The sequence below is a fragment of the Thiovibrio frasassiensis genome (assembly GCF_029607905.1).
GTDB classification, from domain to species: domain Bacteria; phylum Desulfobacterota; class Desulfobulbia; order Desulfobulbales; family Desulfurivibrionaceae; genus Thiovibrio; species Thiovibrio frasassiensis.
Map to the genome: position 1 here is coordinate 302978 of NZ_JAPHEH010000001.1, position 21663 is coordinate 324640.

Sequence of the window (21663 nt, forward strand, 5' to 3'; positions counted from 1 at the left end):
CTTACATTCTCCTTAAAAATCCATCCGGCGCGGCAGTAATCATCACTTTACTCTCTATCATTTTGTCAATTTCAAATTTCAACGGCAAACCATCTGCAGCAATATGCACATTGGCCTCCAATTGACGCAGATATTCCCAAACGGCTGTCTTGGGGTTGTTACCCTTACCCCATGGGCGATTACTGCAAAATCCATCTGGCAAATCTTCAACGCCAGTATCCCAAACGATACAATAACTTCCCGAGGATGTAAGCGGTGCATATGCTTGAAGTTCTGCAAGCACATGGTCATGAGTATGATTGGAGTCCAGACAGACAACTATTTTCTTGTGCGACCCAGCCTCAGCAAGGACTTGACCCACCACTTTCGGATCAACTGAAGAGCCTTCTATCATCTTAACCAGATGTGCAAGCGGGTGTCCCTCAATCGCTGTACGGTTATGGCTCCGAATATCGATGTCGATGCCCAGCACCCGCCTCTTCGACTCACTAGGACGGCAAGCACATCCCTGTTCTATAGCCTCGCAGTAATCAAGAAGAGCGAGCATGGAAGCGCTCATAATCAAAGAGCCGCCATGCGCAATGCCTGTTTCGATAATCAGATCAGGCTTTACTTCCCATATAATCTCCTGCAGGGCATAGACATCCTGAGGTATTTGAATGATAGGCCTACCCAGCCAAGAAAAATTATGTGAATAGTTGTACCTGAGGGCTTCGCGGATCCATATGTTAGAAAGTCCTGCCAAGGCACTATCTTTTGAGAGATTGGCCAGATTAGTTTTGACTTGATCTTCGAATGCAACACCAGAGTTCATGCTGGCACCTCAGTCCTTGAATTAATAACGCGAAAACATTGTGCATTTGCCAACATCAACGTCAACGCGGCACATTAGCTTTGCATGCCGCAGAGTAACTACACCTCATTTTTTTTAGCATTTTCTACTCCATATTTTGCCCCATCGAACACATCAAAAAGAAGCAGATTCCCCACTTAATATACTTTTGCAATTGTCCAGGGCAAGTTTTTCAGAATATAGTTATACATGTCGGTATTGTATAAAAATACTTGATACAACATCAGTAAAACATGCAGGCTGTCGAGATAAAATACCCTTTGGCTGCAAACAAGGGCAACGTGGCCCAAAATGAACACCTAAAGTGCTATTCGCTCGATATCGTCTTAGACAGACGGACAGATGGCCCACTGCCTTGCTGATCGGCCAATAAATTCGTCAGGGCCGATTAACACACCAGCAATTACTCTGCCGCATCCCCAACTTTTTCGGTTTCATCAAACCCAGCCAACCTCTTTCTCCCCAACAACCAAACGGCAACAATACTCACCTCATAAAGCACAATGAGGGGAAATGCCATGAGGCACTGGTTGATCACGTCCGGGGTGGGGGTGAGGATGGCGGCGATGACAAAGGAAAGCAGGATGGCGTACTTCCGGTGCTTATTCAGAAAAGCGGCGCTCACTATGCCCATTTTGGCAAGGAGCACCATGAAGATGGGCAGCTCGAAGATCACGCCAAAGGCGATGAGCAGACGCAGGCAGAGGGAAAAGTATTCCTTGACCGTGGGCATGGGGCTGAGAAAATCGTTGGAGTAACCAAGGAGAAACTTGAAGGCCGGAGGAAAGACGACGAAATAGCCGAAGGCCGCCCCGCCAAAGAAGAAGAGGGAGGAGAGGACGGTGAAGGGCAGCATCACCCGCTTTTCATGCTGATACAAGCCAGGGGCAACGAAGCGCCAGAGTTGATAAAAGATCACCGGGCTGGCAAGAAGAAGACCCGAAACCAGGGAAAGCTTCAGATAAAAAAAAACCCTTCCTGGTACGAGGTGAAGATCAGGCTGGAGCCTGCAGGCATCACATCGCAGAGGGGCTTGAACAGCAACTGGCCAAGCTCTTTGCTGTAAGAGTAAGACAGGGCAAAACCCGCCACCGTGGCGAGCAGCGAATAGATCAGGCACTTGCGCAACTCGGTGAGATGTTCGGTGAGCGCCTGCTTTTGAAAATCATCCATACCCTGCCCCCAAACCCGTTTCGTTATTTATCGCTTCGGTGTTTAAAAATGTAAATCGTCATTCCCGCGAAGGCGGGAATCCAAGGGAATGGATGCCCGACGAAAGCCTTCGAGCATGACGTATTGAGTCCCCGGATCAAGAGAAGACAAACCCAGGCATACTACCCCTTCTCCCCCACACGGTCAAGAAAGAGGGCCGAGAAAAATCAGGCCCTTGCCTGCCGGCTTAGGCCGATTTGCAGAGAGCCCACAGGGCGGAGTGCCACCATCCGGAGGATATCACTCCGGGTCCTTTGCTGCGGCGCTCAAAGCATCCTTGATCTGCATGCTCAATTTCCACAGCGGGGTTATCTTGCGGATCCGTTTCGGCGGCAGGATGTCCCACAAAATCTTCCGCTCCGCCTGGCTGTCTGCATTCTGCAAAGCAACCCCCTCGGCAGTGACAAAGCCGTTGAGGCGGATATCCCAAGCCCCATGCTCGATTTCCTGCGCAAGCATCTGCGCCGGCTCCCCCAAGGCATACGCCTCGGCTCCGGGGGCGAGTGCACGCAGTTCCGCGAGGATGGCAACCGCAAGGTCGAAAAACCCCTTGCCCTCGCCGACAAAATATCCAGCCGGATCCACGGCCAGACAATCGGTGAGCAGCAGGCCGACGGGCTGCCGGCAAAGTTCCTCCACTGCAACCTTGCGGCCATACTGGACAAGACCATTATAGCCCACGGCATAGACCAGGTCCTTAAAGGGTATCGCATAGGGGGCCAGGAGGTAAAACCCCTCCTTCAAGCCAGGGGCCGGGACCAACAGCTCCTTGCCATCGATCAAGGCGTTGATCCGGACCTGCTGCAATCGCGCCGTGGGTCCAACAAAAACCCTCTTCGCCTCCCGATATTTCTCAAGACGCCGGACCAACTCCGCAACTTTACCGGAGGATTTCCCCTCCGGAGCATCCAGAAAATCCGCCCGCACTTCTTCTTTGCTCATCATAATTCCACACTCTTGCCTGGAACAAAAAAAGCCGACAGGTGGATTCCTGTCGGCCTTGGTTCTGTTCTGGGAGTCGTTGTTACATTTTTATTTTTTTCTTTTGCCCGGTCAGGGTCAACATGGCGTAATCAACACGTTCTTTGCCCTGATCCTTCTGCTTGATCAGCGACACCCGCGTCCCAGCGGGAGCATTCTCGTGATCAAGGGAGGCCATTTCCTGCTTGGCAAAACCGTGCTCAACCAGGGTGGCGATATCATCCCACATGGAGGCGCTGCCAAGCAAGGAAACGATAATCGCCTGACCGTCCCGCTGAAATTTACCGACATAGGTTTTCCCGGCAGCCACGGTATAGCCGGTTTTCCCCCCGACCGCGCCATCCACAGTCCACAACGCCTTGTTATGGCTCCGCAACACCTTACCGTCGCTGGTGTGCACCTTGACGGTGGACATGCGCTCGGCAAACTCGGGGTTGCGCATGGCCCGGTTGAATACCGTGGCCAAATCACGGGCTGTGGTCTGCTGTCCGGGACGGGTAAGACCATTGGCACTTTTACAGATAGTATTCTGCGCGCCAAGGGCCTCGGCCTTTTTGGTCATCAATTGGGCAAAGGCCTGCTCGGAACCGGCAACCTTTTCCGCCAACGCCACACTGGCATCATTTGCCGAAGCAAGCAAGACGGCGTTAATCAAATCAGTGGCCTGATAGGAAGCGCCCTTTTTCAGATACACCTTGGACGCCGGCATGTTTGCGGCATAGGCGCTGGTACGCACCATCTCTTGGTTGTCCAGACTTTCAACGGCAATGAGTCCGGTGAGAACTTTAATGGTACTGGCCGGCTGCCCGGGACGGTCTGCACTGCGGTCATACAAAACCTTGCCGGTTTTGGCATCCATGACAAACGCGCTCCGACAGGTAAGTTTGCCTTGTAACTCCGTGGAACCCTCACCGGCGGAGTTCTGCGGTTCAGCCACTTGACGCACCAATTCCTGCTTGTGCGGAACCTGTACCTGCTTACGCTGCTCCAGTTCTTGCGTGTATCCCTTCACCTGCCGTTTCAACTCTTGCATGGAAGGACGCGCTGCTACGCGAGCGGTTTTTTTCTGTTTTTTCTTTGCACGCGCCTTCGCCGGCGCAACCTTGTGCGATGTGCGCAAAGAGACCGTCTTTCCTTTCTTGACATTTTCTACATTTTTTTGCGCACCTGCCGGAGAAGCCAGCAGGAAAACAAACACGACAAGAGAGAGAAATAATCGGTAAGAAAAAGAAGCCATAATCTATCCACATTCCGGCAAAAAAGTTATTTCAGAAAAAGCTCTATTATTTCAAAACACTACATCTATATTTAGCTATAATTTATACACACCAGCAAAATCAAGTTTTTTTTGAGGTTATTACCCCATCTCATTGATTTATTGTTTTTACAATCAATCAAAAGAGCATGAGCACCCTCCGGAAAGTACAATGCACCATACCAGATAGACGCGGAACATAACCCAAAAAAACTCATAAACCAGCAGCTCAACGCTCTTTTTACATTTATTATCGGGCGTTACCGCCTTTTCAATAAAAAAAACTCCGCAAAAATCCACCGGGAGATCGGTAACCTCATCTCCATCGAGCCCATGCCGCAGCTTCAACTTCTCTGAGGAAAGACATGACCCGGCAAAACAGTGGCTCAGAAAAAATCTCGGCCCGAAATGCAGGGCAGACAACAGCACCCAACACCATTATTTTGCCAATCTTCTTGGAAAATTTTTCGAGGGGCGCCAGCACCTTCCGTCCAAGAGCAAATCGCCATTTGTCGAACAGGCTACCACCTTCCAGCGACGCATCTGGGATGCGTATTGCTGAAATCCCTAGGGGGAAACAACAACCTACGGAGAATAGGCCAAAGAACTGGACCCCCCTGGGGCTGCCCGGGTAGTGGGACAGGCTTGCAACGCCAATCCCCTAGCCCTTATCGTGCCATGCCATCGGGGTGGTAGGGACTTCCGGACTGGGAGGGTTTGCCGGAGGGGAAACCATAAAGAAGAGGGTGCTCCTCCTGGAGCAGAAGACCATACTGCGAACATAAAGGGGGGATCAAGACCGAGCTTTTCTCACACAAGCCCTACAGCATCTTCATAACTTCACCGGGGATATCAAGCAGCGGCACAACCTTGTCCACGCCGCCGGCAGCAATGGCCTCCTTGGGCATCCCGAAAACAACGCAGGTTTTTTCATCCTGGGCAATTGTCTGCGCCCCGGCCTCTTTCATCTTCAGCATGCCCTGGGCGCCATCCTTGCCCATGCCGGTGAGGATAACCCCCACTGCGTTGGCCCCGCCATAGGCGGCCACCGAATTGAACAAAACATCCACCGCCGGGCGTTGGTAACAGACCAAGGGCCCGCTTTTGATATTCACATAATACCGGGCGCCGCTCCGCCGCAGGACCATATGAAAGTTCCCCGGGGCAAGCAAAGCAGTCCCTGGCACCACGGAATCCCCATCCTGCGCCTCTTTTACCCGAATCTGACAGAGGCTGTTCAGCCTCTCGGCAAAACTGGTGGTAAAATTGGCGGGCATATGCTGAACAATCATGATCCCCGGCGTATTGGGTGGGAACTGCATAAGAACATCCTTCAAGGCTTCGGTGCCGCCGGTGGAGGCACCGATGGCGATCAATTTGTTGGTCGTCTTGGTCAGCGAAAGCTTTGGCGCGTTGGCTGGACGAACCGCGGCAAGGTGCAAGGCCCGTTGCGCCATGTTCACGTGCGCGGCGGCCCGGATTTTTTCTGCAAGCTGGGCGCTCATATCACCAACTGAATAGGCCTCGCCCGGCTTACAGATAACATCGATAGCCCCACTGTCCATGGCCTCCATGGCCAGGGCGCCGCCCGCCTTGGTCAGGGAACTGACGATGATGACCGGAAGCGGAAAATAACGCATCAGTTTTTTCAGAAAGGTAATGCCGTCCATCCGTGGCATTTCCACATCAAGCGTCACCACATCGGGTTTGAGAGCAACGATTTTATCCCTCGCCACATAGGGATCCGGTGCCGTTGCCACGACCTCAATGTCCTTTTCATAGGACAATTCTTCGCTGAAAACCTTGCGGACCACAGCGGAATCATCTACGACCAATACGCGTATTTTTTTCATAGTTTCGTCTTGTCTTTTTGGTCACTCAAAAAAACAACGCTCTTTTTCATGTATCTGTCTATTCTAGGCATGTGTGCCGACAACCCAGAGAACCCCGAATTCGGTGTTAAACATATACAGGCCGGTCTCGCCGAGCAGGATTTCCGGGGAAAATTCGGCCAGCACCCGGGCTTGCGGGATAGCCAGCGCGGCCTTACCGCCAGGGTCCAACTCACCCAGCAAGCTGCCGATGGCCATGTTCGCCGTTTCCGCCGCCGTATCCTTGACCTGCCCTTCCTGCACGCCATCCTCGTCAACCCCGAGGAAATTCACCGTGATGTTCTTGCCAAGCTCCCAGGGAAAATAAAACAAAAAGCTCCCATTGCAACCACCGCTATAGCTGATTGTGGCCTCAATAAACCGGCCATGGCCAAGGTCTTCCTTTCCCGGCACCTCTTCAAGCGGCTCCAGGAAGGTGAAAAACATGGTCTCAAAGACCTCTGAAAAAGTTTTAAATATGATCCGCCGCAAATCCTGATCCATGCCTGCCATCCTCCCCAGCCATTTTCCCAATCCTCAAGCAACCCAACCCTTGGCCACAGTTGCAACCCTGGATCACAATCATCCAGAGATTCCTCTTCTTCTTGTTATTACGGGAATGGTGTTTCTAAAAATCACTTTCCTCGGCAGGCTCTTCGCCAGGCTTCTCTTCAAGCCTGTGTGCATAGGCCTTTTCCAGCACCTCGTAGAGGATCGCTTTGATGGTCTCGGGCTGAAACGGTTTTTTCACGTACCCCGCAACCCCATACTTTTGCGCCTCTTCCCTCCGAGCATCGCTGGCCTCGGTGGTAATAAAGATCAAGGGAATCTTTCTCAGTTCCTCATCCTCACTGACCTTTTTCAAGAGTTCCATTCCGCCCATTTCCGGCATGTTGATGTCTGACAAAATAACATCAATCCAGGTTTCAGCCAGAATAGCCAAGGCCTCTTTCCCGTTACATGCGTCATGAAACTCCCCGACAGGCACCCCGGACATGCTCACGGTTTTCTTGATTACGGCCCGCATGGTTTCAGAGTCATCTGCCACCAAAATATTGAAAGCCATCGCCTTCTCTCCCGCCTCCTTAAGTTATTCCATCTTGGCCATGCGCCGCCTTCTGCGCTGTCCTGACCCGCTGTATTTCCTGGGGATAACCGTACCCCTGCTCAACCGTTGTCCAAAAATTACTGAGCAAACAACATATCGTGTTCGGCATAAGGAGCCGTATCGCAATAATCAAAAGAGCACAGGATCGTTTTAAACGGCTCCTAAGCCGTCGTCAAAAAACAATTTGTGAAATTGTGACCCAGAAAACGGCATAAGGAGCCGTATCGCAGTAATCAAAAGAGCACAGGATCGTTTTAAACGGCTCCTAAATATGAAAAAGTTCCTGCGCCCGGTCGAGCTCCATGAGAAGATTGGCCATACACAGTTCCAGATGCATTGAGGTAATGCCAAATCTTTTCAACCCCCCCCCCTGCATTTTCACGGACAATCCATCCGCGCCAACCCCGATCCCCATGCTGATCACCAAGGCATTGGCCAAAGCGACAATGGCGGTAAGGGGATCTTTTTCCAGGGCATCCGGATCATGGTGCTGCAAAACAGCCAGCTCTATCTCCTTGGGAAAATCCCACTGGCTCATAATCATCCCGCCGAGTTCGGCATGGGATGCGCCCAACAGCTCCTTCTCCGCCTCGACAAAGGAACAGTTGTCCTGGACCACCTTCATCATGATCTTTTTAAAATCATCGGCGACAAAACTGCTTAAAAAGCGTTTGCCGATGTCATGCAGGAGCCCGGCGGTATAAGCGCTTCCCGATTCCACATCCTTGACATACTTGACCAGTTCCTTGGCCATTATGCCAACGGCAATGGAGTGCTTCCACAGCTCCCCCTGGTCCAGCTTGTAGCCTTCTCCGGCGGCGCCCTTATAAAAACGGGCACTGCTGCTGGTAATGATAATATCCTTGAGGGTATCATTGCCCACAATAACCAGGGCCTCATCCAAGGAAGAAACCTTCCGGGAAAGGCCAAAATACGCGGCATTACAGATCTTCAACACATTGGCCGTAATCACCTGATCGTATTGAATGACCTCGGCCAGAGCAGCGGCACTCACCTCCGGGTCGTTCAACATCTCCGAAACCCGTTGGGCCACCTTGGGAAAGGGGGGAACATGCTTGACCAAGGAAAGGATCTCATCCAAACGGCTCATAACTCAAACTCCCCTCTTCCAGAAACCTTCAAGTGGGTTACCCCGGTGCCAATTTCCAAACTCACGGTACGGTTGCCTGTTCCCCCGACATCTTCCTTGGCCAGCATAATCTGGTTTTTCCAAAACATTTTCCGCACAACAGCCTGGTTTCGCTTGCCGATATTAAAGATCCCGGCACTGTCCATGATTTGCGAGCCGCCAACCACCTTGACGATCAACCGATTTTTCAGGGCTCCGAACTTGTACGTCTCCTTAAACAACCGGGGGATCCCGGTATCCGCAAACATGAAGGGCTTGGCCTCGGCCTTATCCTTATCAAGGGAAGAATCCGGCAGCATATAATGCAGCATTCCCCCAACCTTGGCCACCGGATCCCAGATCACCACCCCAATACAGGAACCGAGAGAATAGGTGATCAGAACATCATCCGGCTTATTGCTGACCTTCATGTCTGAAATACCAACGATTATCTTCATGCGCTCCCTGTCTCGTAACCGTCATTGCCTCGGGACCTTGCCCAAGGCAACAGCCTCATCGTTTCATATATGCGGTCGCATCAACCTGGGTAAAGCTGTGTTTCAACCCGCTGATGCTCTCGGAGTGACCGATAAAAAGATAGCCCCCAGGGGTAAGAGCGTCATGAAATTTGCTCACCAGTTCCTGCTGGGTTTCCCGGTTGAAATAGATCATGACGTTTCGGCAAAAAATAACATCAATGGCCGCGCGCCAGGGAAAATCGCCCATAAGATTGAAACGGTCAAACTGCACCACCCGCCTCAGCTCGTCCTTCACCTTGACATAGCCATCGGAGCTGCCCACCCCTTTCTGAAAATATTTTTTCAAGAAAGGCTTGGGCACCTTGGCAACCCGTTCCTCGGCATACACTCCCCTCTTCGCTTGTGCCAAAACGCGAGTGGAGATGTCCGTGGCCATGATCCGATAGCGCATGCCGGGATGTTGGCTGGCAAAATTCTCCACCACCATGGCCATGGTGTATGGTTCTTCCCCTGAGGAACTGGCAGAGGACCAGAGAAGAATCTCCTTGTTTTTTCCGCGCCCCTCCTTAACAAAAGCGGGTAAAACCGTGGAACTCAAGATTTCAAAATGGGAATTTTCTCTGAAAAAAGAGGTGAAATTAGTGGAGACATTATCGATGAGATGAACAAGCTCTTCCCCGGACCTGTCATGGATAACATACTCGTAGTATTCCTTAAACGACTCAATCCCGGTGGCCCGCAACCGCTTGCCCAGCCGGGCGTTCAGCAGTTCTTTTTTTTCCGGTTTCAAAAAGATCCCGGTTTTTTCATATACCAGATCGCTGAATTTCTGAAACAAGCCATCAGTCAGCTGCTGATAGCGCATATTGCTTGGTCCGTCACTGTTCAATACCACAAAGCCGCTCCCTTGTTATCCTTGCAGAAGATCCACTTCCATCCGCACATAGATACAACTCCATTTCGGCCTGTGATGCAGGCTTGCGGCCGGAAAAACAACCACAGCCAAACCTACGCTTTCATTCCCCACAGAGCACTGCGCGCAACTCCTGAAAATCTCGGATGCCCCGTTTATCTTACTCGGAGGCAAGCTGCTGCAAAAGCCCTTCGCCAACGACCCTATCGACATCGAGCAGAATCTTGACCTCACCTTTCACTTTCGCCATCCCCAGGATATTCTCGGTCTCGGAGGAAGAGCCCAAGGAAGGCGGAGGCTCGATTTCCCCGGCGGCGATATTCAGGACTTCCGAAACCGAATCGACCACCATGCCAACTTGCACCGGAGCCGTTTGCCCCTGCACCTCGACCACGATGATGCAGGTTCTTTCGTCATATTCCTTGTGTTTCATCGTGAACTTGAGCCGCAGGTCAAGAACGGGGATAACCTTGCCCCGCAGATTGATAACCCCCTTAATATACGCCGGGGTGTGCGGCACCGCCGTAATCTCCATGACCCCGATGATCTCCCGGACACTGAGGATTCCGACCCCGTAATCCTCGTTCCCCAAGGAAAAGGTGAGATACTTCCCTGCCAGTTCCGCTGCTGGGCCTAAATTCTGCGCTACGCTTGCCGCTTCCATCAACATCCTCCTTTTGCCTGAAAGACCCACAGGACGAATTCCTCAGCCCCGGGGATGAAAACATTCCCCACAGTCCCGCAATGTTCCGTCTGTTATACGAAAAATCAATCCGCTATGCTGGCCATAACACCAGACAAATCAAGGATAAGTCCAACCCGGCCATCACCGAGAATAGTGCCGCCGGCAACACCGGGCACATCCAGGCCGCCAAGGTTTTTAATGACGACCTCCTCCTTGCCCAAAAGCTCATCAACCATCAACGCCCGCCGCCTGCCCTCATTTTCCACGACAACGACAATGGCATCACAAGGATCCGTATAGGTGGGTTCCACCCCAAAGAGGTCATACAACCTGATAATGGGCACAAGATCGCCGCGCACGAGCAGGTTCTCCCCCCGGCCATGCACGGTGCTGTAATTTTTCTCCTCGGGATGCATGGACTCCTGGATGGCAATGGTCGGGATGATGTACCGTTCGCTGCCGACCCGAACAATGATCCCGTCGATGATCGCCAGGGTCAAGGGCAAGCGGATCACAAACAAGGAACCCTTGCCCGACTGGCTTTGCACCTCCACCTTGCCCCGCAGTTTTTCCACCGCCTTTTTCACGACATCCATGCCCACCCCACGGCCGGAGACATCGGTAATCGCATCCGCCGTGGAGAACCCGGGAAGAAAAATCAGGTTGTTCAGTTCAAAATCAGAGAGGGAATCGGATTCGCTGATCAGCCCGCGCTCAATGGCTTTTTTCCTGATTTTTTTGGTATTCAGCCCCTCGCCGTCATCCTCGATCTCGATCATCATACTGCCGCCTTTCTGGTAGGCGCGGAGAAAAACGGTGCCGGTTTCCGGCTTGCCGACCTTTTCGCGATCGGACGGAGGAGAGATGCCATGATCCACGGAATTTCGCATCATGTGGACAAGCGGGTCATAGATTGAGTCCACCATGTTCCGGTCAATCTCGGTCTCGGCACCCTCCATGATCAGGTCAACCTTTTTCCCTGATTTCTTGGCAAGATCCCGGACCAGACGGATCATCTTGTCAAAGGTTTGCTTGATGGGCACCATCCGCATGGACATGGCCGTGCGCTGCAACTCCGAGGTAATCCGGGTCAGTTGGGAAAAATCCTTGGTAAGCTTGGGGTCGGCGATCCTGGAAACGAGCTTGTTCTGCCGGACCAGCGACTGCATAATCACCAATTCGCCCACCGCGTTCACCAAGGCATCGAGTTTTTCCACGTCAACCTTGATCGTGGCCCCGATTTTCTTCGGCGTTGCATCCCCTGAGGCCCGGGCAGAAGTTGCCGGAGACTCGGCAGCTCTTGGAGTTGCGGCCGGAGTGGCCTTCCTGGCAATGGTCGGTTGAGATGGGGCAACGGGCTCTGCCTTCTCGCTTGCCAACGGTTCAGGCTCTTCAATTTCGGAAATTTCCGGGAGAGCAGCCCGCGCTGGAGCAGAAACCGGTTCGGCCGACGGGGCTTCCGCCCCGCCCTCTTGCAGTCGGGTAATATCCGCGAGGAATCTACTGATATCGGTATCCTGGTAATTGGCCGGTCCATTTTGCAAGACATCCTTGATGTCTTCAACCATGGATTTCAGGGCATCACCAACGGTCAGGACGATGTCAATAACCGCCGAATCCATGGGCCGCTTGCCATTGCGCACGTCATCCAAGAGATTTTCCGTGGCATGGGCGAGTTTGTTGATGGTTTTCAGATTGAGAAAGCCGGAGACACCCTTGATTGTATGGAACGGCCGAAAGATATTATTGATGATATCCTGATCATCCGGGCTCTGTTCCAGCTCAAGCACGTTGACTTCGATGGATTCAAGATGCTCAAATGCCTCTTCAATAAACCCGGCCAGCAAATCGGTGTCCTGCAAAAAATCAGGAAGCGCCTCCGAACTCGGCCCGCCCGCCGCAGGAGGGGCAGCCTGGCTTGAACCGAGTGCTGGAGAAGCAACGACGCACTCTTCCTCACCCCGGGCCTCCGCTTCATCCTCACTCACCCCTGCGGACCATACTTCCGGGGTGCCAAGAAGCGCCGAGGGCTCCATGGCAATGCCAATTGTTTTCATGTTCCCGCAGAACTGGGCAAGGATATTCTCGCCGGGATGTCCATCTTTCCGGGCACATTCCTGCATCTCGGTTATACACCGGCCGAGAAGCTCATAGTTTTCCGCGGAGTCGGCCAGCTCACCCATGATAAATTTCTCAAGGGCGCCCTTAAAGGCGGTGGCCATTCGCTGAATAACCGGCGGGGTATCCGCACCCGCACTTCCTGGCAACAACTGCTCTATCAGTTCAAGCAACTCTCCGACAATGGAAAGGTCGCCCGGCTCAATCATCAAAATCTTCAGGGCCATTTCATCCAGAAGATCAGACAATGGTTTTGGACCAGCTGTCATACATGTACTCCTTGCAAAACGAGAAAAGCCAATAAACACAGAAAACAAGCTCCCCCCAAAAAAACAGGGGGACAGTATCATATTATGCTTCCATCCTGCGCAAACATCAATGAATATTGCAAGTTTTTTCTTGCCACGCCAGCCGATGGAGTCAGGATCGGCCACCCTCTCGGGCCTCCCATCTCACATAACAGTTACAGGAAATCGATCGCTGAGATCTCTCCCTTAAAAATCGGCAAATTCCTCGTCGCCGGCGGAAATACCCCCTGAGCCGACTCCGCCCTGACCCTGAGGATTGGCGGCCATCTTCGCCACAGGCGGCAGGGCCTTTCTCGTCGGGATGGCCGCCCTTCTCCTCCTGGCAAGACCAGAGACTGATGGGTGTTGCCTGACGGAGCGCACAGTTCTGCGCGTTTCTCCCGCACCGCCTGCCATTTCCAGCAGATGCCCCACCGAGCTCTTCATCATTTTCGCCTGGGCGTTCAACTCTTCGGAAGAAGAGGCTGATTCTTCCGCGGCCGCCGCGTTGCTTTGGGTCACGGTATCGATCTCGTGGATGGCCTTATTAATCTGACCGACGGCATTGGCTTGCTGATTTAATGCCCCGGCCATCTCGGTGATGATCGAACCGATCCGGCTGGTGGCTTGGGAGGCAACATAGAACGACTCGCTGGTTTCGCTGACCAGGGCGTTGCCGGAGATGATCTTCTGTACCGTGCCCTCAATAAGGTTCGAGGTGTTTTTCAATACGGATAAACACAGAACCACGCGAGGAGACTACAGGGGCGCAAGGAGATACCACCGACAAAATGTCACTCAGAAAATAACTGCTCACAAAAAACCGGGGCAATCGGCCCACTGGCCATACTGGATTGCAACGGATTAGCGTATTATTTCGCAACTTTACCCCATGGATTTGCCCGCCGATGAAACCCAAACAACCAACCAGCAGCACCCCATGAATCCTGTGCTGAAAATCTCCGAAGAAAATCCCCATAACCCCCCTAAATTCCTTACAAAACCATGCGCAACCCCAAGCAATGCCGTGTTTTTTTCATTGCGGGAAGAGGGCTTGTCTTGTACAAGTGGCTGAGCATTCTTCGGGTGTAGCATGCAAGTTTTTTGCTGGGAGATTCAACACCCTCTTGACCAGCCAGCAAGAAGCAATCACCGACCCCCCAGGCCTTCCGACACGGTTGACGCCTGTAACCATACGGCAGCAGGAAAATACGGTTTGCGTACTCATTCATTTTTTTTCGAACTCCTCCCCCGTGCCCTCCCCAGGCTCTTTGTGGTTCTGGCGACAGGCGCGCTGGCAATGAGCGGCTTCACCGGTTGCGCGCCACTGGCCCACCCCAACAACGCCATGGCTGCCCCGGAAACCGCCCCCAGAGCGCAGAAAGAGAATGTTGCCCGCTTGCAACCAGAAGTTCCTCCAGCTGCAGCAGAAGAACCAGACCCGCAAACAGCGAGTCCACAAGCGCTCAACCTGGCAGTGAGCCCGGAAATCCGTGAGCTGGCGCAGCTCAGCGCCTGGGATGTTCTGCCCTTGCTCACCCCGGAAGAAGAGGTCGAGCCCTACGATTTCCCGATCACCATCAACGACCAGGTTGAATATTACCTGGATTTTTTCCAGAACCGCCATCGCAAGACCTTTACCAAATGGCTCGCCCGCTCTTCCCGATATCTGCCCATGATAAAAAAAGAGCTGGCCCTGGCCGGACTGCCCGAGGATCTCGCCTACCTGCCCATGATCGAAAGCGGCTTCAACCCCACGGTTTCTTCCCCGGCCAGCGCGGTGGGGACCTGGCAATTCATGCGCGCCACCGGGCGCAGCTATGGCCTGAAGGTCAACGCCTATGAAGACGAACGGCGCGACCCGGTCAAATCGACCAAGGCAGCGGTCGCCTATCTTTCCAACCTGTACAAGGAGTTTGACTCGTGGCATCTGGCGGTGGCCGCCTACAATGCCGGGGAAGGGCGGATCAGGCGGGCCATGAAACAGTCCGACACCGACGATTTCTGGGAGATTGCCCAGGGCCAGTATATCCACTCGGAAACCAAGCTCTATGTCCCGCAACTCATCGCCGCCATCATGATTGCCAAGGACCCGGGAAAGTACGGTTTTGACGACATTGATTATGACGAGCCGCTGGCATACGAGACCGTGCGCGTGCCCCGCGGAACCCCGATTAAGGCGGTGGCCGTGGCCTGTAATCTGCCCGACGAGGAGATCCTCATCCTGAATCGGCAGCTGTCCAAAGCCATCACCCCGCCATCCCAAGCGGATTACCCCTTGCGGGTCCCGCCGGGAAAGAGGGACTTGGTGAACAAAAATCTCCCAAAAGTTCGTAGCGTCAAGGTCCTCGAATTCAATGACCATGTGGTAAAACGCGGAGAAACCCTGACCACCATCAGCCGAAAATACAAATTGAGCAAAACCACCCTGCTGAAGGCCAATAATCTCGAACGGGAGCGGCTTTCCCTGGGACAACACCTGAGAATCCCCCACCAAACCACGGCTTATAAGCTCAGTGATGAACCGCTCCACCTGGCCCAGGCCGGAGCCAGCGTCCCCTTGCTTTCCATGCACATGGAGTTGACCGATACGCCAGCCGGCAAAAAAAAGAACGCCAAGCGCCTCAAAAAAGAGACCCGAACAAAAACATCGGCAAAACGGACCGCTGCTTCGCCTGGAAAGAGAAAGAAGCCCTCGGGTCCAACGGTTAAAGAAAAAACAAAAAAATCTCCGACACCTTCCCCAAAAAAATCCAGCGCCAAGAAAAAAAAATAACCTGCTGACTACCACCGAGGCTTGAATCGCTGATGCAACTGCAAGGAAAAATAGCCCTTGTTCTCGGAGGGGCGAAGGGGATCGGCAAGGGAATCGGTTTTGCCTTGGCCGGAGCCGGGGCCACCGTTGTTCTCACCCACTTTGATTGGCCCGAAGAAGCTGCCCGCATGCAGGAGGAGCTTGGGGCCCTTGGCGGCGACCATCTGGCGCTCAAAGTCGACCTGCGCGACCCGACGGCCATCGAGGAGCTTTTTGCCACCATCCAGACGCGCTACGGCGGACTCCACATCCTGATCAACAATATCGAACGCGGCGGCATGCCCGTTGTCCACGGCCCTTACACCCCGGAGCAATGGGAGTTGGAGATGGCCACCACCCTCCGGGCAAAATGGTGGGTCATGCGCTCCGCCCTGCCCCTTTTGCAAGAAAGCCCCGAGGCAGCGGTGGTCACCCTTTCTTCCATTGCCGGGATTGTCGGCCGCTTGGGGCCGGCTGGGCTCATCTTCAACGATGGGTACAGCGCAGCCAATCGCGCCGTTTCTTCCTTTACGGAAACCTGGGCCAGGGAAGGCGCTCCCACGATACGGGTCAACGAATTGATGCTGGGATTTTTTGAAACCAGACACGGTGAGCACACCCGGGGCTGGGGGTTGCTCAGTGCGGAACAGCGAGCGGCCATCACCGAGCATGTCTTGCTGAAACGAACGGGGAAGATTGAGGAAATTGTTGCAGCGGTTTTCTTTCTCTTGCAAGACGCCACCTACATGACAGGTTCGGTCCTGCGGATGGACGGGGGCTATGTCCTGGGCGGCGAAAAAATTCCGCCCATGCCGGATGGGGTGGAGTGAAAAAGGGACAAAAGAACTGATATTTTCTTCTTGCCTTGCAGGGATGATAACGTTGTGCAAATAAAATATGTTCCGGACAGTGCTTCGACAGGCTCAGCACGAACGGATGTTGTTGTAATATATTGATGTTCCGTTCATGCCGAGCTGTCGAAGCATCTTTTTTTGTGACCTGCAGCCCTACTTCCTTTCCAGCCCCATCTTGACAAGCAGGTCTTCCACCGCCCATTTCGGGATCTGATGCAGGACCAGTTCCACGGCCTTGGCCTTCATCTCGTCTTCATTTTTGGGAATGCCGCCCTCGCTCTCCGCCATTTCGGCAAAAATATCCTCGGCGTCGAACCAACAGATTTCCTGGTCGTTTGTCCCATATACGGTCAAGACCCGCCGGTTGGATTCGTGAAGGTGTTCCTCTTCCATCACCGCACCGACCAACTTCTTGGCCACCTCATAGGGAATGCATGGCATCTCTTCCGCGCTCATCGATTGCTCCTCATCTTTTTTAAAATTACTGCCGTTTCACTACCTTATTTTTTCGCATTTTTCAAGCACTCCCTACCACCTGCCATGGTGGTTTTCTCTCCGCTTTCCACCTTGACGGCTTCCGGGCAGACTGGTAAGACTTTCACTACCTCTTACCAAAAGGTTTTGCATGCATCACGAGACATTCATGCGCCTTGCCCTGCAGCAGGCGAAACAGGCCTTGGCCAATAACGAATTTCCGGTGGGCGCCGTTATTGTTTCCGACAGCGAACCGGTCGCCGCGGGCAGACGCGAAAACAGCCAGAGCGATAGGGCCAACGAACTGGACCATGCCGAGATTGTCGCCCTGCGGGATCTCCTTGCCCGCCGGCCCGATATCGACCGGCAGAGCCTCACGGTGTATTCGACCATGGAGCCCTGCCTTATGTGCTACTCCACCATGCTGCTCAACGGCATCCGCACCTTTGTCTATGCGTACGAAGACGCCATGGGCGGCGGCACCGGCTTACAGCTTACCCACCTCGCCCCCCTCTACCAGGCAATGATGCCGGAGGTCCACATCCTGCCCCATGTCCTGCGCCAGGAAAGCCTAACCCTTTTCAAGACCTTTTTCTCCAGCCCGGCAAACAACTACTGGCATGAGAGCCTGCTGGCAGAATACACCCTGGCCCAACCCTGAAAAGCCCACATTATGAACCAGCCTGTCGCCAAAACCCTGCACTTCAAACCGCACGAGCGCAATATCTTCTTCCACCTCCTGACCGCCTGCAACCTCTCCTGCAAACATTGCTACATCAACCCGGCCCAACACGGCACCGCAACCGTTTCCCGCGAGACCATGGAGCAATGGCTCACGCTTTTTTATGATCCGCACAAGGAAAGCAACGTCATCTTCCTGGGCGGCGAGCCGACCCTGCACCCGGACCTGGTCCACGGCATCCGGTATGCCCGATCCTTAGGCTACAAAACCATCACCGTGGACTCAAACGGCTATCTCCATCACGACCTGCTCAACCGACTCAAGCCCGACGAGGCCGTACTCAGCTTCAGCCTGGACGGTCCGAATCCGGAGGTCAACGATGCGCTGCGCGGGGCTGGGGTTTTCGCCACCTGTACCGCCAATCTGCAAAAGGCCATCGGCCTGGGTTTTGAGGTAAGCGTGATCTATACGGTGAGCCAGCTCAATATCGAGCATCTGGCGGCCATGCCCGAGCTGCTGGAGCGGTTGGGCTGCAAGCGGTTTTTTATTCAGGTCATCGGGTTGCGCGGCAAATCGGCCAGCGAACAGGAAACAAACCTGCAGGTTTCCCCGGAAGAGTGGCTGGCCGTGATCCCTGGGGTGGCCAAGGATGCGGCCCACAGGGGGATCCATGTCATCTATCCCAAGGTTTTCCTGGAGCCGGGGGAGGAATTTCTCTGCGCAGGCAATGTGGCGGAGAACTACTTCATCTTCCCCAATGGGAGGGTGTACCTCTGCCCGCTCTGCGAGGATTTCCCCCTGCACACCTTCCGCATTGAAGACAACTGCCTTGTGGAAAACAGCGGGATCACGGAAAAAAACCTCTTTTCCCTGAACATCCCCGAGGGGTGCGTGATGAATAAACTGCTCCAGCCGGGCAACCTCGAATACAAGCCGGACGGCAGCCCGCGCCACCGGATTTCCTGCTGCCTGCTCAAGCAGGAAATCCGGCCTGAACCGCCGCGCAAACAAAAATAACCAGGCAGGGCACCATAAAAAAAGGGCCCCCGTGTCCCTGGGGCCCGCCACTTTCCCCGGGATTCCCGGGTGAACCTAAAAAAAAAGGCGGTCGGGCTTTACGCCACAACCGCCTGTACAAACTTACGCATATTGGCAACTGGCAGGGCTTGGATCATTTCCAAGCGAATGCCGCTTAGCAGGGTTCCATGCAAAACGGCATTGCCAGAAGCTGCCGCCCCCGGCTAATCATTGCGGGGTGAACTTACCCTTTTCACTTTTCTTGGCTTGCTTGGCTGCCTTCTTCTCTTTCGGGGTCTTAGCGGCTTCCTTCTTGACTGCTTTCTGGGTGTCCTTGGCTTTACTCATGATTGGCGCTCCTAGATAGTTAAGATTACGTGCGCACCGCGACTGACGGACAGCAATGCCATGGGATCGGCACGACTCACACAAATCATCATGCCTTTTTCCTCTCATTATGGCAAGCTTTACGCGCAGGGAAAAAGGGAGAAAATTCTCCATTGTTGCCTGCGCGCCAATCGTCTAATATAACGTCTTTCCTTTTCGCTCTCGGGGACGCATCCCCTCTTTTTCATGGGAACCGCAATGAACATAACACTCCTGGACTACGGGGCCGGCAATGTCCGCAGCGTCCGTAACGCCATCAAAAAACTCGGCTTCACCGTTACCGACGCCAAAACTCCGGCGGATATCCTGGCTGCGGAAAAGCTGATCTTCCCCGGGGTGGGCAGCTTCGGCAGCGCCATGCAGCGGCTGCACCAGTTCGGCTATGTCGAGCCGCTTTTGGAATATCTCCGAGCGGACCGCCCGTTTCTGGGCATCTGCCTGGGGCTGCAAACCCTGTTCGAGGGAAGCGAAGAGGCCTTGGGCGTGGCCGGACTGGGGATCATCAAGGGCCAGGTCCGACGGTTCAGCGAAACAACCCTTTCGGTGCCGCAGATCGGCTGGAACGGGATCAATATCAGAAAACCCTCCCGGCTGCTGGCCGGTTTCTCGGAGGAAAAGCTCTACTTTGTCCACTCCTACCGGGCCGCCATCGAGGCGGGCAACGAGGAGTGGGTGCTGACCACCACCAACTACGGCGAGGAGTTCATCAGCTCGGTGCAGAAGGGCAATGTGGCGGCCTGCCAGTTCCATCCGGAAAAAAGCGGCGCCGCCGGGCTGGCGATCCTGAAAAACTTTCTCGAAGCCACGGACCTTTCCGCTGCTGGCCCCATGGAGATTGCCACAAACCCTACGGAAACACACCTCGCCAAACGGATCATCGCCTGCCTCGATGTGCGCAGCAACGACAACGGCGACCTGGTGGTGACCAAGGGCGACCAGTACGATGTGCGCGAAGCCCAAGGCGAGGTGCGAAACCTCGGCAAGCCGGTGGAGCTGGCCCGCCGCTATTACGAGGAAGGCGCCGACGAGATCACCTTCTTGAACATCACCGGTTTCCGGGACTTCCCCATGAAGGACCAGCCCATGCTCGAGGTCTTGCAGCGCACCTCGGAGCAGGTCTTCGTGCCGCTCACCATCGGCGGCGGCATCCGCGAGTTTACCGACTCCACCGGCAAGCACTACTCGGCCCTGGACGTGGCCGCGGAATACTTCCGCTCCGGAGCCGACAAGATCTCCATCGGCAGCGACGCGGTGCTCATTGCCGAGGAATACCTGAAGGCCGGCAAAAAATCCGGGGCCAGCTCCATCGAGCAGATCTCGGCGGTGTACGGCAACCAGGCCGTGGTGATCTCCGTTGATCCGCGGAGGGTGTACGTAAAATCGCCAGAGGACACCCCGCGCCACACCATCAAGACCAAATTCCCCGGACCAAACGGTGAGGAATATTGCTGGTATCAGTGCACCATCAAGGGAGGCCGCGAGGGCCGCGAGGTGGACGCCCTGGAGCTGGCCACCTCCTGCGAGGCCTTGGGCGCGGGAGAAATACTGTTGAACTGCATCGACAAGGACGGCACCAATTCGGGCTTTGACCTGGAACTGATCAATCAGGTGCGCTCGGCTGTCTCCATCCCGGTCATCGCCTCAAGCGGCGCAGGCAAGGTGGAGCATTTCTCCGAGGTCTTTGCGGAGACCGGGGCCGAAGCAGCCCTGGCGGCAGGAATCTTCCACCGGCAGGAGGTGCCCATCAGCGCGGTGAAGGCGCATCTGCGCGAAAAGGGGATTGAAACGCGGTAGTGGAGGGAGCTGCTTAAACACCACGGGAAAAACCCTGCTCCCACCACTGCCTGCTGATAATTTTTTCTTGTACAACGCCACTCCATGTTGCCACACTCTGCCTGTCAGAATGATGCAATACTTGACATTCGTAACCCAGAGGGTTACAATAAGCCATGATTAAATCATTCAAACACAAAGGGCTTGAAGATTTTTTCTACAACGGCAGGAAGAAAGGAATTCGGCCTGAACATTCCGTTAAGCTTGCGCTCATTCTTGACCGTCTCCATGCCGCGAACGAAGTCAAGGATATGAATTATCCAGGCTCCAACCTGCACAAATTAACAGGAGATAAAAAAGGACAATACGCCGTAAATGTATCCGGAAACTGGAGAATATTTTTCGAATTTACGGCTGGTGATGCATACGTTGTTGATTATGACGACTATCACTGACAGAGAGGTTCAAACATGAAAAGGCCACCTACCCACCCAGGAAAAATCATAAAAGAAGACTACCAAAATCCTTTAACCATATCCGTAACTGAGTTGGCTTCCATCCTTGGCGTTTCCAGAAAAACGATATCAAAAATAATCAATGAAAGAGGTGCCATCACCCCGGATATGGCATTGCGCCTCTCTCGTGCCTTCGATACTACCCCCGAGCTATGGTTAAATTTACAAAAAAATTATGACCTTTGGCAGGCAGAGCATGAATCAAAGGCTTGGCAAATGGTAAAGCCAATTTCTTCGCAATTGCTTCATTCTCTTGGATAAAATTTAATTGGGGAG

21 protein-coding genes and 1 pseudogene are annotated in these 21663 nt (G+C 53.8%); 8 read left to right on the top strand and 14 right to left on the bottom strand.

From position 1 onward, the window contains the following. Position 1: 1 nt before the first annotated feature. The 4 genes and pseudogenes from OLX77_RS01340 to OLX77_RS01360 form a co-directional block, all read right to left on the bottom strand. The gene (locus OLX77_RS01340; RefSeq protein WP_307631783.1) at positions 2 to 814 is read right to left on the bottom strand and encodes a cephalosporin hydroxylase family protein; all 813 of its coding nucleotides are present in this window, start codon (positions 812 to 814) and stop codon (positions 2 to 4) included. A gap of 442 nt (positions 815 to 1256) precedes the next feature. Beyond that, positions 1257 to 2026: pseudogene (gene tatC, locus OLX77_RS01345) on the bottom strand (twin-arginine translocase subunit TatC). A gap of 279 nt (positions 2027 to 2305) precedes the next feature. Next, positions 2306 to 3010, bottom strand: coding sequence for a 5-formyltetrahydrofolate cyclo-ligase (locus tag OLX77_RS01355; protein ID WP_307631786.1), 705 nt, complete (start codon positions 3008 to 3010; stop codon positions 2306 to 2308). 79 nt (positions 3011 to 3089) lie between these two features. Next, positions 3090 to 4079, bottom strand: a complete 990-nt coding sequence (locus OLX77_RS01360) for a D-alanyl-D-alanine carboxypeptidase family protein (RefSeq protein ID WP_307631787.1) — start codon at positions 4077 to 4079, stop codon at positions 3090 to 3092. An 829-nt stretch (positions 4080 to 4908) separates the two neighbouring features. Between OLX77_RS01360 and OLX77_RS13220 the strand changes: the two genes are divergently transcribed. Then, positions 4909 to 5139, top strand: coding sequence for an MGMT family protein (locus OLX77_RS13220; protein ID WP_371877479.1), 231 nt, complete (start codon positions 4909 to 4911; stop codon positions 5137 to 5139). Here the strand turns inward: OLX77_RS13220 and OLX77_RS01365 are convergent. The 9 genes from OLX77_RS01365 to OLX77_RS01405 form a co-directional block, all read right to left on the bottom strand. After that, complete coding sequence (locus OLX77_RS01365) at positions 5123 to 6154, bottom strand: protein-glutamate methylesterase/protein-glutamine glutaminase (protein WP_307631788.1); 1032 nt, start codon at positions 6152 to 6154, stop codon at positions 5123 to 5125. The two genes, OLX77_RS13220 and OLX77_RS01365, sit on opposite strands and share 17 nt — an antisense overlap. Before the next feature lie 63 nt (positions 6155 to 6217). Beyond that, positions 6218 to 6676, bottom strand: coding sequence for a chemotaxis protein CheX (locus OLX77_RS01370; protein ID WP_307631789.1), 459 nt, complete (start codon positions 6674 to 6676; stop codon positions 6218 to 6220). Between the two features lie 124 nt (positions 6677 to 6800). Beyond that, positions 6801 to 7238 (bottom strand): response regulator, encoded by a 438-nt coding sequence (locus OLX77_RS01375; protein ID WP_307631790.1) that lies wholly within the window; start codon positions 7236 to 7238, stop codon positions 6801 to 6803. A gap of 307 nt (positions 7239 to 7545) precedes the next feature. Then, complete coding sequence (locus OLX77_RS01380; protein WP_307631791.1) at positions 7546 to 8391, bottom strand: HDOD domain-containing protein; 846 nt, start codon at positions 8389 to 8391, stop codon at positions 7546 to 7548. Further along, positions 8388 to 8867, bottom strand: coding sequence for a chemotaxis protein CheD (locus OLX77_RS01385; protein WP_307631792.1), 480 nt, complete (start codon positions 8865 to 8867; stop codon positions 8388 to 8390). The genes OLX77_RS01380 and OLX77_RS01385 overlap by 4 nt, the downstream gene beginning before the upstream one ends. Before the next feature lie 55 nt (positions 8868 to 8922). Further along, positions 8923 to 9783 carry a CheR family methyltransferase gene (locus OLX77_RS01390; RefSeq protein WP_307631793.1) on the bottom strand — a complete coding sequence of 287 codons (861 nt, stop codon included), beginning with the start codon at positions 9781 to 9783 and terminating at the stop codon, positions 8923 to 8925. A gap of 178 nt (positions 9784 to 9961) precedes the next feature. After that, positions 9962 to 10465 (bottom strand): chemotaxis protein CheW, encoded by a 504-nt coding sequence (locus tag OLX77_RS01395; RefSeq protein ID WP_307631794.1) that lies wholly within the window; start codon positions 10463 to 10465, stop codon positions 9962 to 9964. A gap of 104 nt (positions 10466 to 10569) precedes the next feature. After that, positions 10570 to 12873, bottom strand: a complete 2304-nt coding sequence (locus OLX77_RS01400) for a chemotaxis protein CheA (protein ID WP_307631795.1) — start codon at positions 12871 to 12873, stop codon at positions 10570 to 10572. Positions 12874 to 13098: 225 nt separating this feature from the next. Then, positions 13099 to 13620: a hypothetical protein gene (locus OLX77_RS01405; protein WP_307631796.1), complete on the bottom strand. Its 522-nt coding sequence runs from the start codon at positions 13618 to 13620 to the stop codon at positions 13099 to 13101. Between the two features lie 487 nt (positions 13621 to 14107). Between OLX77_RS01405 and OLX77_RS01410 the strand changes: the two genes are divergently transcribed. Together OLX77_RS01410 and OLX77_RS01415 are read left to right on the top strand one after the other, a co-directional pair. Continuing rightward, positions 14108 to 15667: a transglycosylase SLT domain-containing protein gene (locus tag OLX77_RS01410; protein WP_307631797.1), complete on the top strand. Its 1560-nt coding sequence runs from the start codon at positions 14108 to 14110 to the stop codon at positions 15665 to 15667. 32 nt (positions 15668 to 15699) lie between these two features. After that, positions 15700 to 16515, top strand: a complete 816-nt coding sequence (locus OLX77_RS01415; RefSeq protein WP_307631798.1) for an SDR family NAD(P)-dependent oxidoreductase — start codon at positions 15700 to 15702, stop codon at positions 16513 to 16515. 177 nt (positions 16516 to 16692) lie between these two features. Here the strand turns inward: OLX77_RS01415 and OLX77_RS01420 are convergent, their stop codons facing one another. Next, positions 16693 to 16995, bottom strand: a complete 303-nt coding sequence (locus OLX77_RS01420; RefSeq protein WP_307631799.1) for a hypothetical protein — start codon at positions 16993 to 16995, stop codon at positions 16693 to 16695. 169 nt (positions 16996 to 17164) lie between these two features. Here OLX77_RS01420 and OLX77_RS01425 point away from each other — a divergent pair, with 169 nt between their 5' ends. From OLX77_RS01425 to OLX77_RS01445, 5 genes are all read left to right on the top strand, one after another. Beyond that, complete coding sequence (locus tag OLX77_RS01425) at positions 17165 to 17674, top strand: nucleoside deaminase (protein WP_307631800.1); 510 nt, start codon at positions 17165 to 17167, stop codon at positions 17672 to 17674. Between the two features lie 12 nt (positions 17675 to 17686). Further along, a complete protein-coding gene (locus OLX77_RS01430; protein WP_307631801.1) occupies positions 17687 to 18712 on the top strand; it encodes a radical SAM protein in 1026 nt (341 codons plus the stop codon). A 585-nt stretch (positions 18713 to 19297) separates the two neighbouring features. Beyond that, a complete protein-coding gene (hisF, locus tag OLX77_RS01435) occupies positions 19298 to 20893 on the top strand; it encodes an imidazole glycerol phosphate synthase subunit HisF (RefSeq protein ID WP_307631802.1) in 1596 nt (531 codons plus the stop codon). A 155-nt stretch (positions 20894 to 21048) separates the two neighbouring features. Then, complete coding sequence (locus OLX77_RS01440) at positions 21049 to 21327, top strand: type II toxin-antitoxin system RelE/ParE family toxin (protein ID WP_307631803.1); 279 nt, start codon at positions 21049 to 21051, stop codon at positions 21325 to 21327. A gap of 15 nt (positions 21328 to 21342) precedes the next feature. Next, positions 21343 to 21648, top strand: coding sequence for a HigA family addiction module antitoxin (locus tag OLX77_RS01445; protein ID WP_307631804.1), 306 nt, complete (start codon positions 21343 to 21345; stop codon positions 21646 to 21648). The last annotated feature ends 15 nt before the right edge of the window (positions 21649 to 21663 follow it).

Coding starts and splice junctions, on each gene's coding strand:
- OLX77_RS01395 (WP_307631794.1), bottom strand. CDS start 10,465: ATGGAAGCGGCAAGCGTAGCGCAGAATTTAGGCCCAGCAGCGGAACTG.
- OLX77_RS01385 (WP_307631792.1), bottom strand. CDS start 8,867: ATGAAGATAATCGTTGGTATTTCAGACATGAAGGTCAGCAATAAGCCG.
- OLX77_RS01440 (WP_307631803.1), top strand. CDS start 21,049: ATGATTAAATCATTCAAACACAAAGGGCTTGAAGATTTTTTCTACAAC.
- OLX77_RS01445 (WP_307631804.1), top strand. CDS start 21,343: ATGAAAAGGCCACCTACCCACCCAGGAAAAATCATAAAAGAAGACTAC.
- OLX77_RS01415 (WP_307631798.1), top strand. CDS start 15,700: ATGCAACTGCAAGGAAAAATAGCCCTTGTTCTCGGAGGGGCGAAGGGG.
- OLX77_RS01380 (WP_307631791.1), bottom strand. CDS start 8,391: ATGAGCCGTTTGGATGAGATCCTTTCCTTGGTCAAGCATGTTCCCCCC.
- hisF (WP_307631802.1), top strand. CDS start 19,298: ATGAACATAACACTCCTGGACTACGGGGCCGGCAATGTCCGCAGCGTC.
- OLX77_RS01355 (WP_307631786.1), bottom strand. CDS start 3,010: ATGATGAGCAAAGAAGAAGTGCGGGCGGATTTTCTGGATGCTCCGGAG.
- OLX77_RS01360 (WP_307631787.1), bottom strand. CDS start 4,079: ATGCAAGAGTTGAAACGGCAGGTGAAGGGATACACGCAAGAACTGGAG.
- OLX77_RS01365 (WP_307631788.1), bottom strand. CDS start 6,154: ATGAAAAAAATACGCGTATTGGTCGTAGATGATTCCGCTGTGGTCCGC.
- OLX77_RS01375 (WP_307631790.1), bottom strand. CDS start 7,238: ATGGCTTTCAATATTTTGGTGGCAGATGACTCTGAAACCATGCGGGCC.
- OLX77_RS01400 (WP_307631795.1), bottom strand. CDS start 12,873: ATGACAGCTGGTCCAAAACCATTGTCTGATCTTCTGGATGAAATGGCC.
- OLX77_RS01420 (WP_307631799.1), bottom strand. CDS start 16,995: ATGAGCGCGGAAGAGATGCCATGCATTCCCTATGAGGTGGCCAAGAAG.
- OLX77_RS01370 (WP_307631789.1), bottom strand. CDS start 6,676: ATGGATCAGGATTTGCGGCGGATCATATTTAAAACTTTTTCAGAGGTC.
- OLX77_RS01425 (WP_307631800.1), top strand. CDS start 17,165: ATGCATCACGAGACATTCATGCGCCTTGCCCTGCAGCAGGCGAAACAG.
- OLX77_RS01340 (WP_307631783.1), bottom strand. CDS start 814: ATGAACTCTGGTGTTGCATTCGAAGATCAAGTCAAAACTAATCTGGCC.
- OLX77_RS01430 (WP_307631801.1), top strand. CDS start 17,687: ATGAACCAGCCTGTCGCCAAAACCCTGCACTTCAAACCGCACGAGCGC.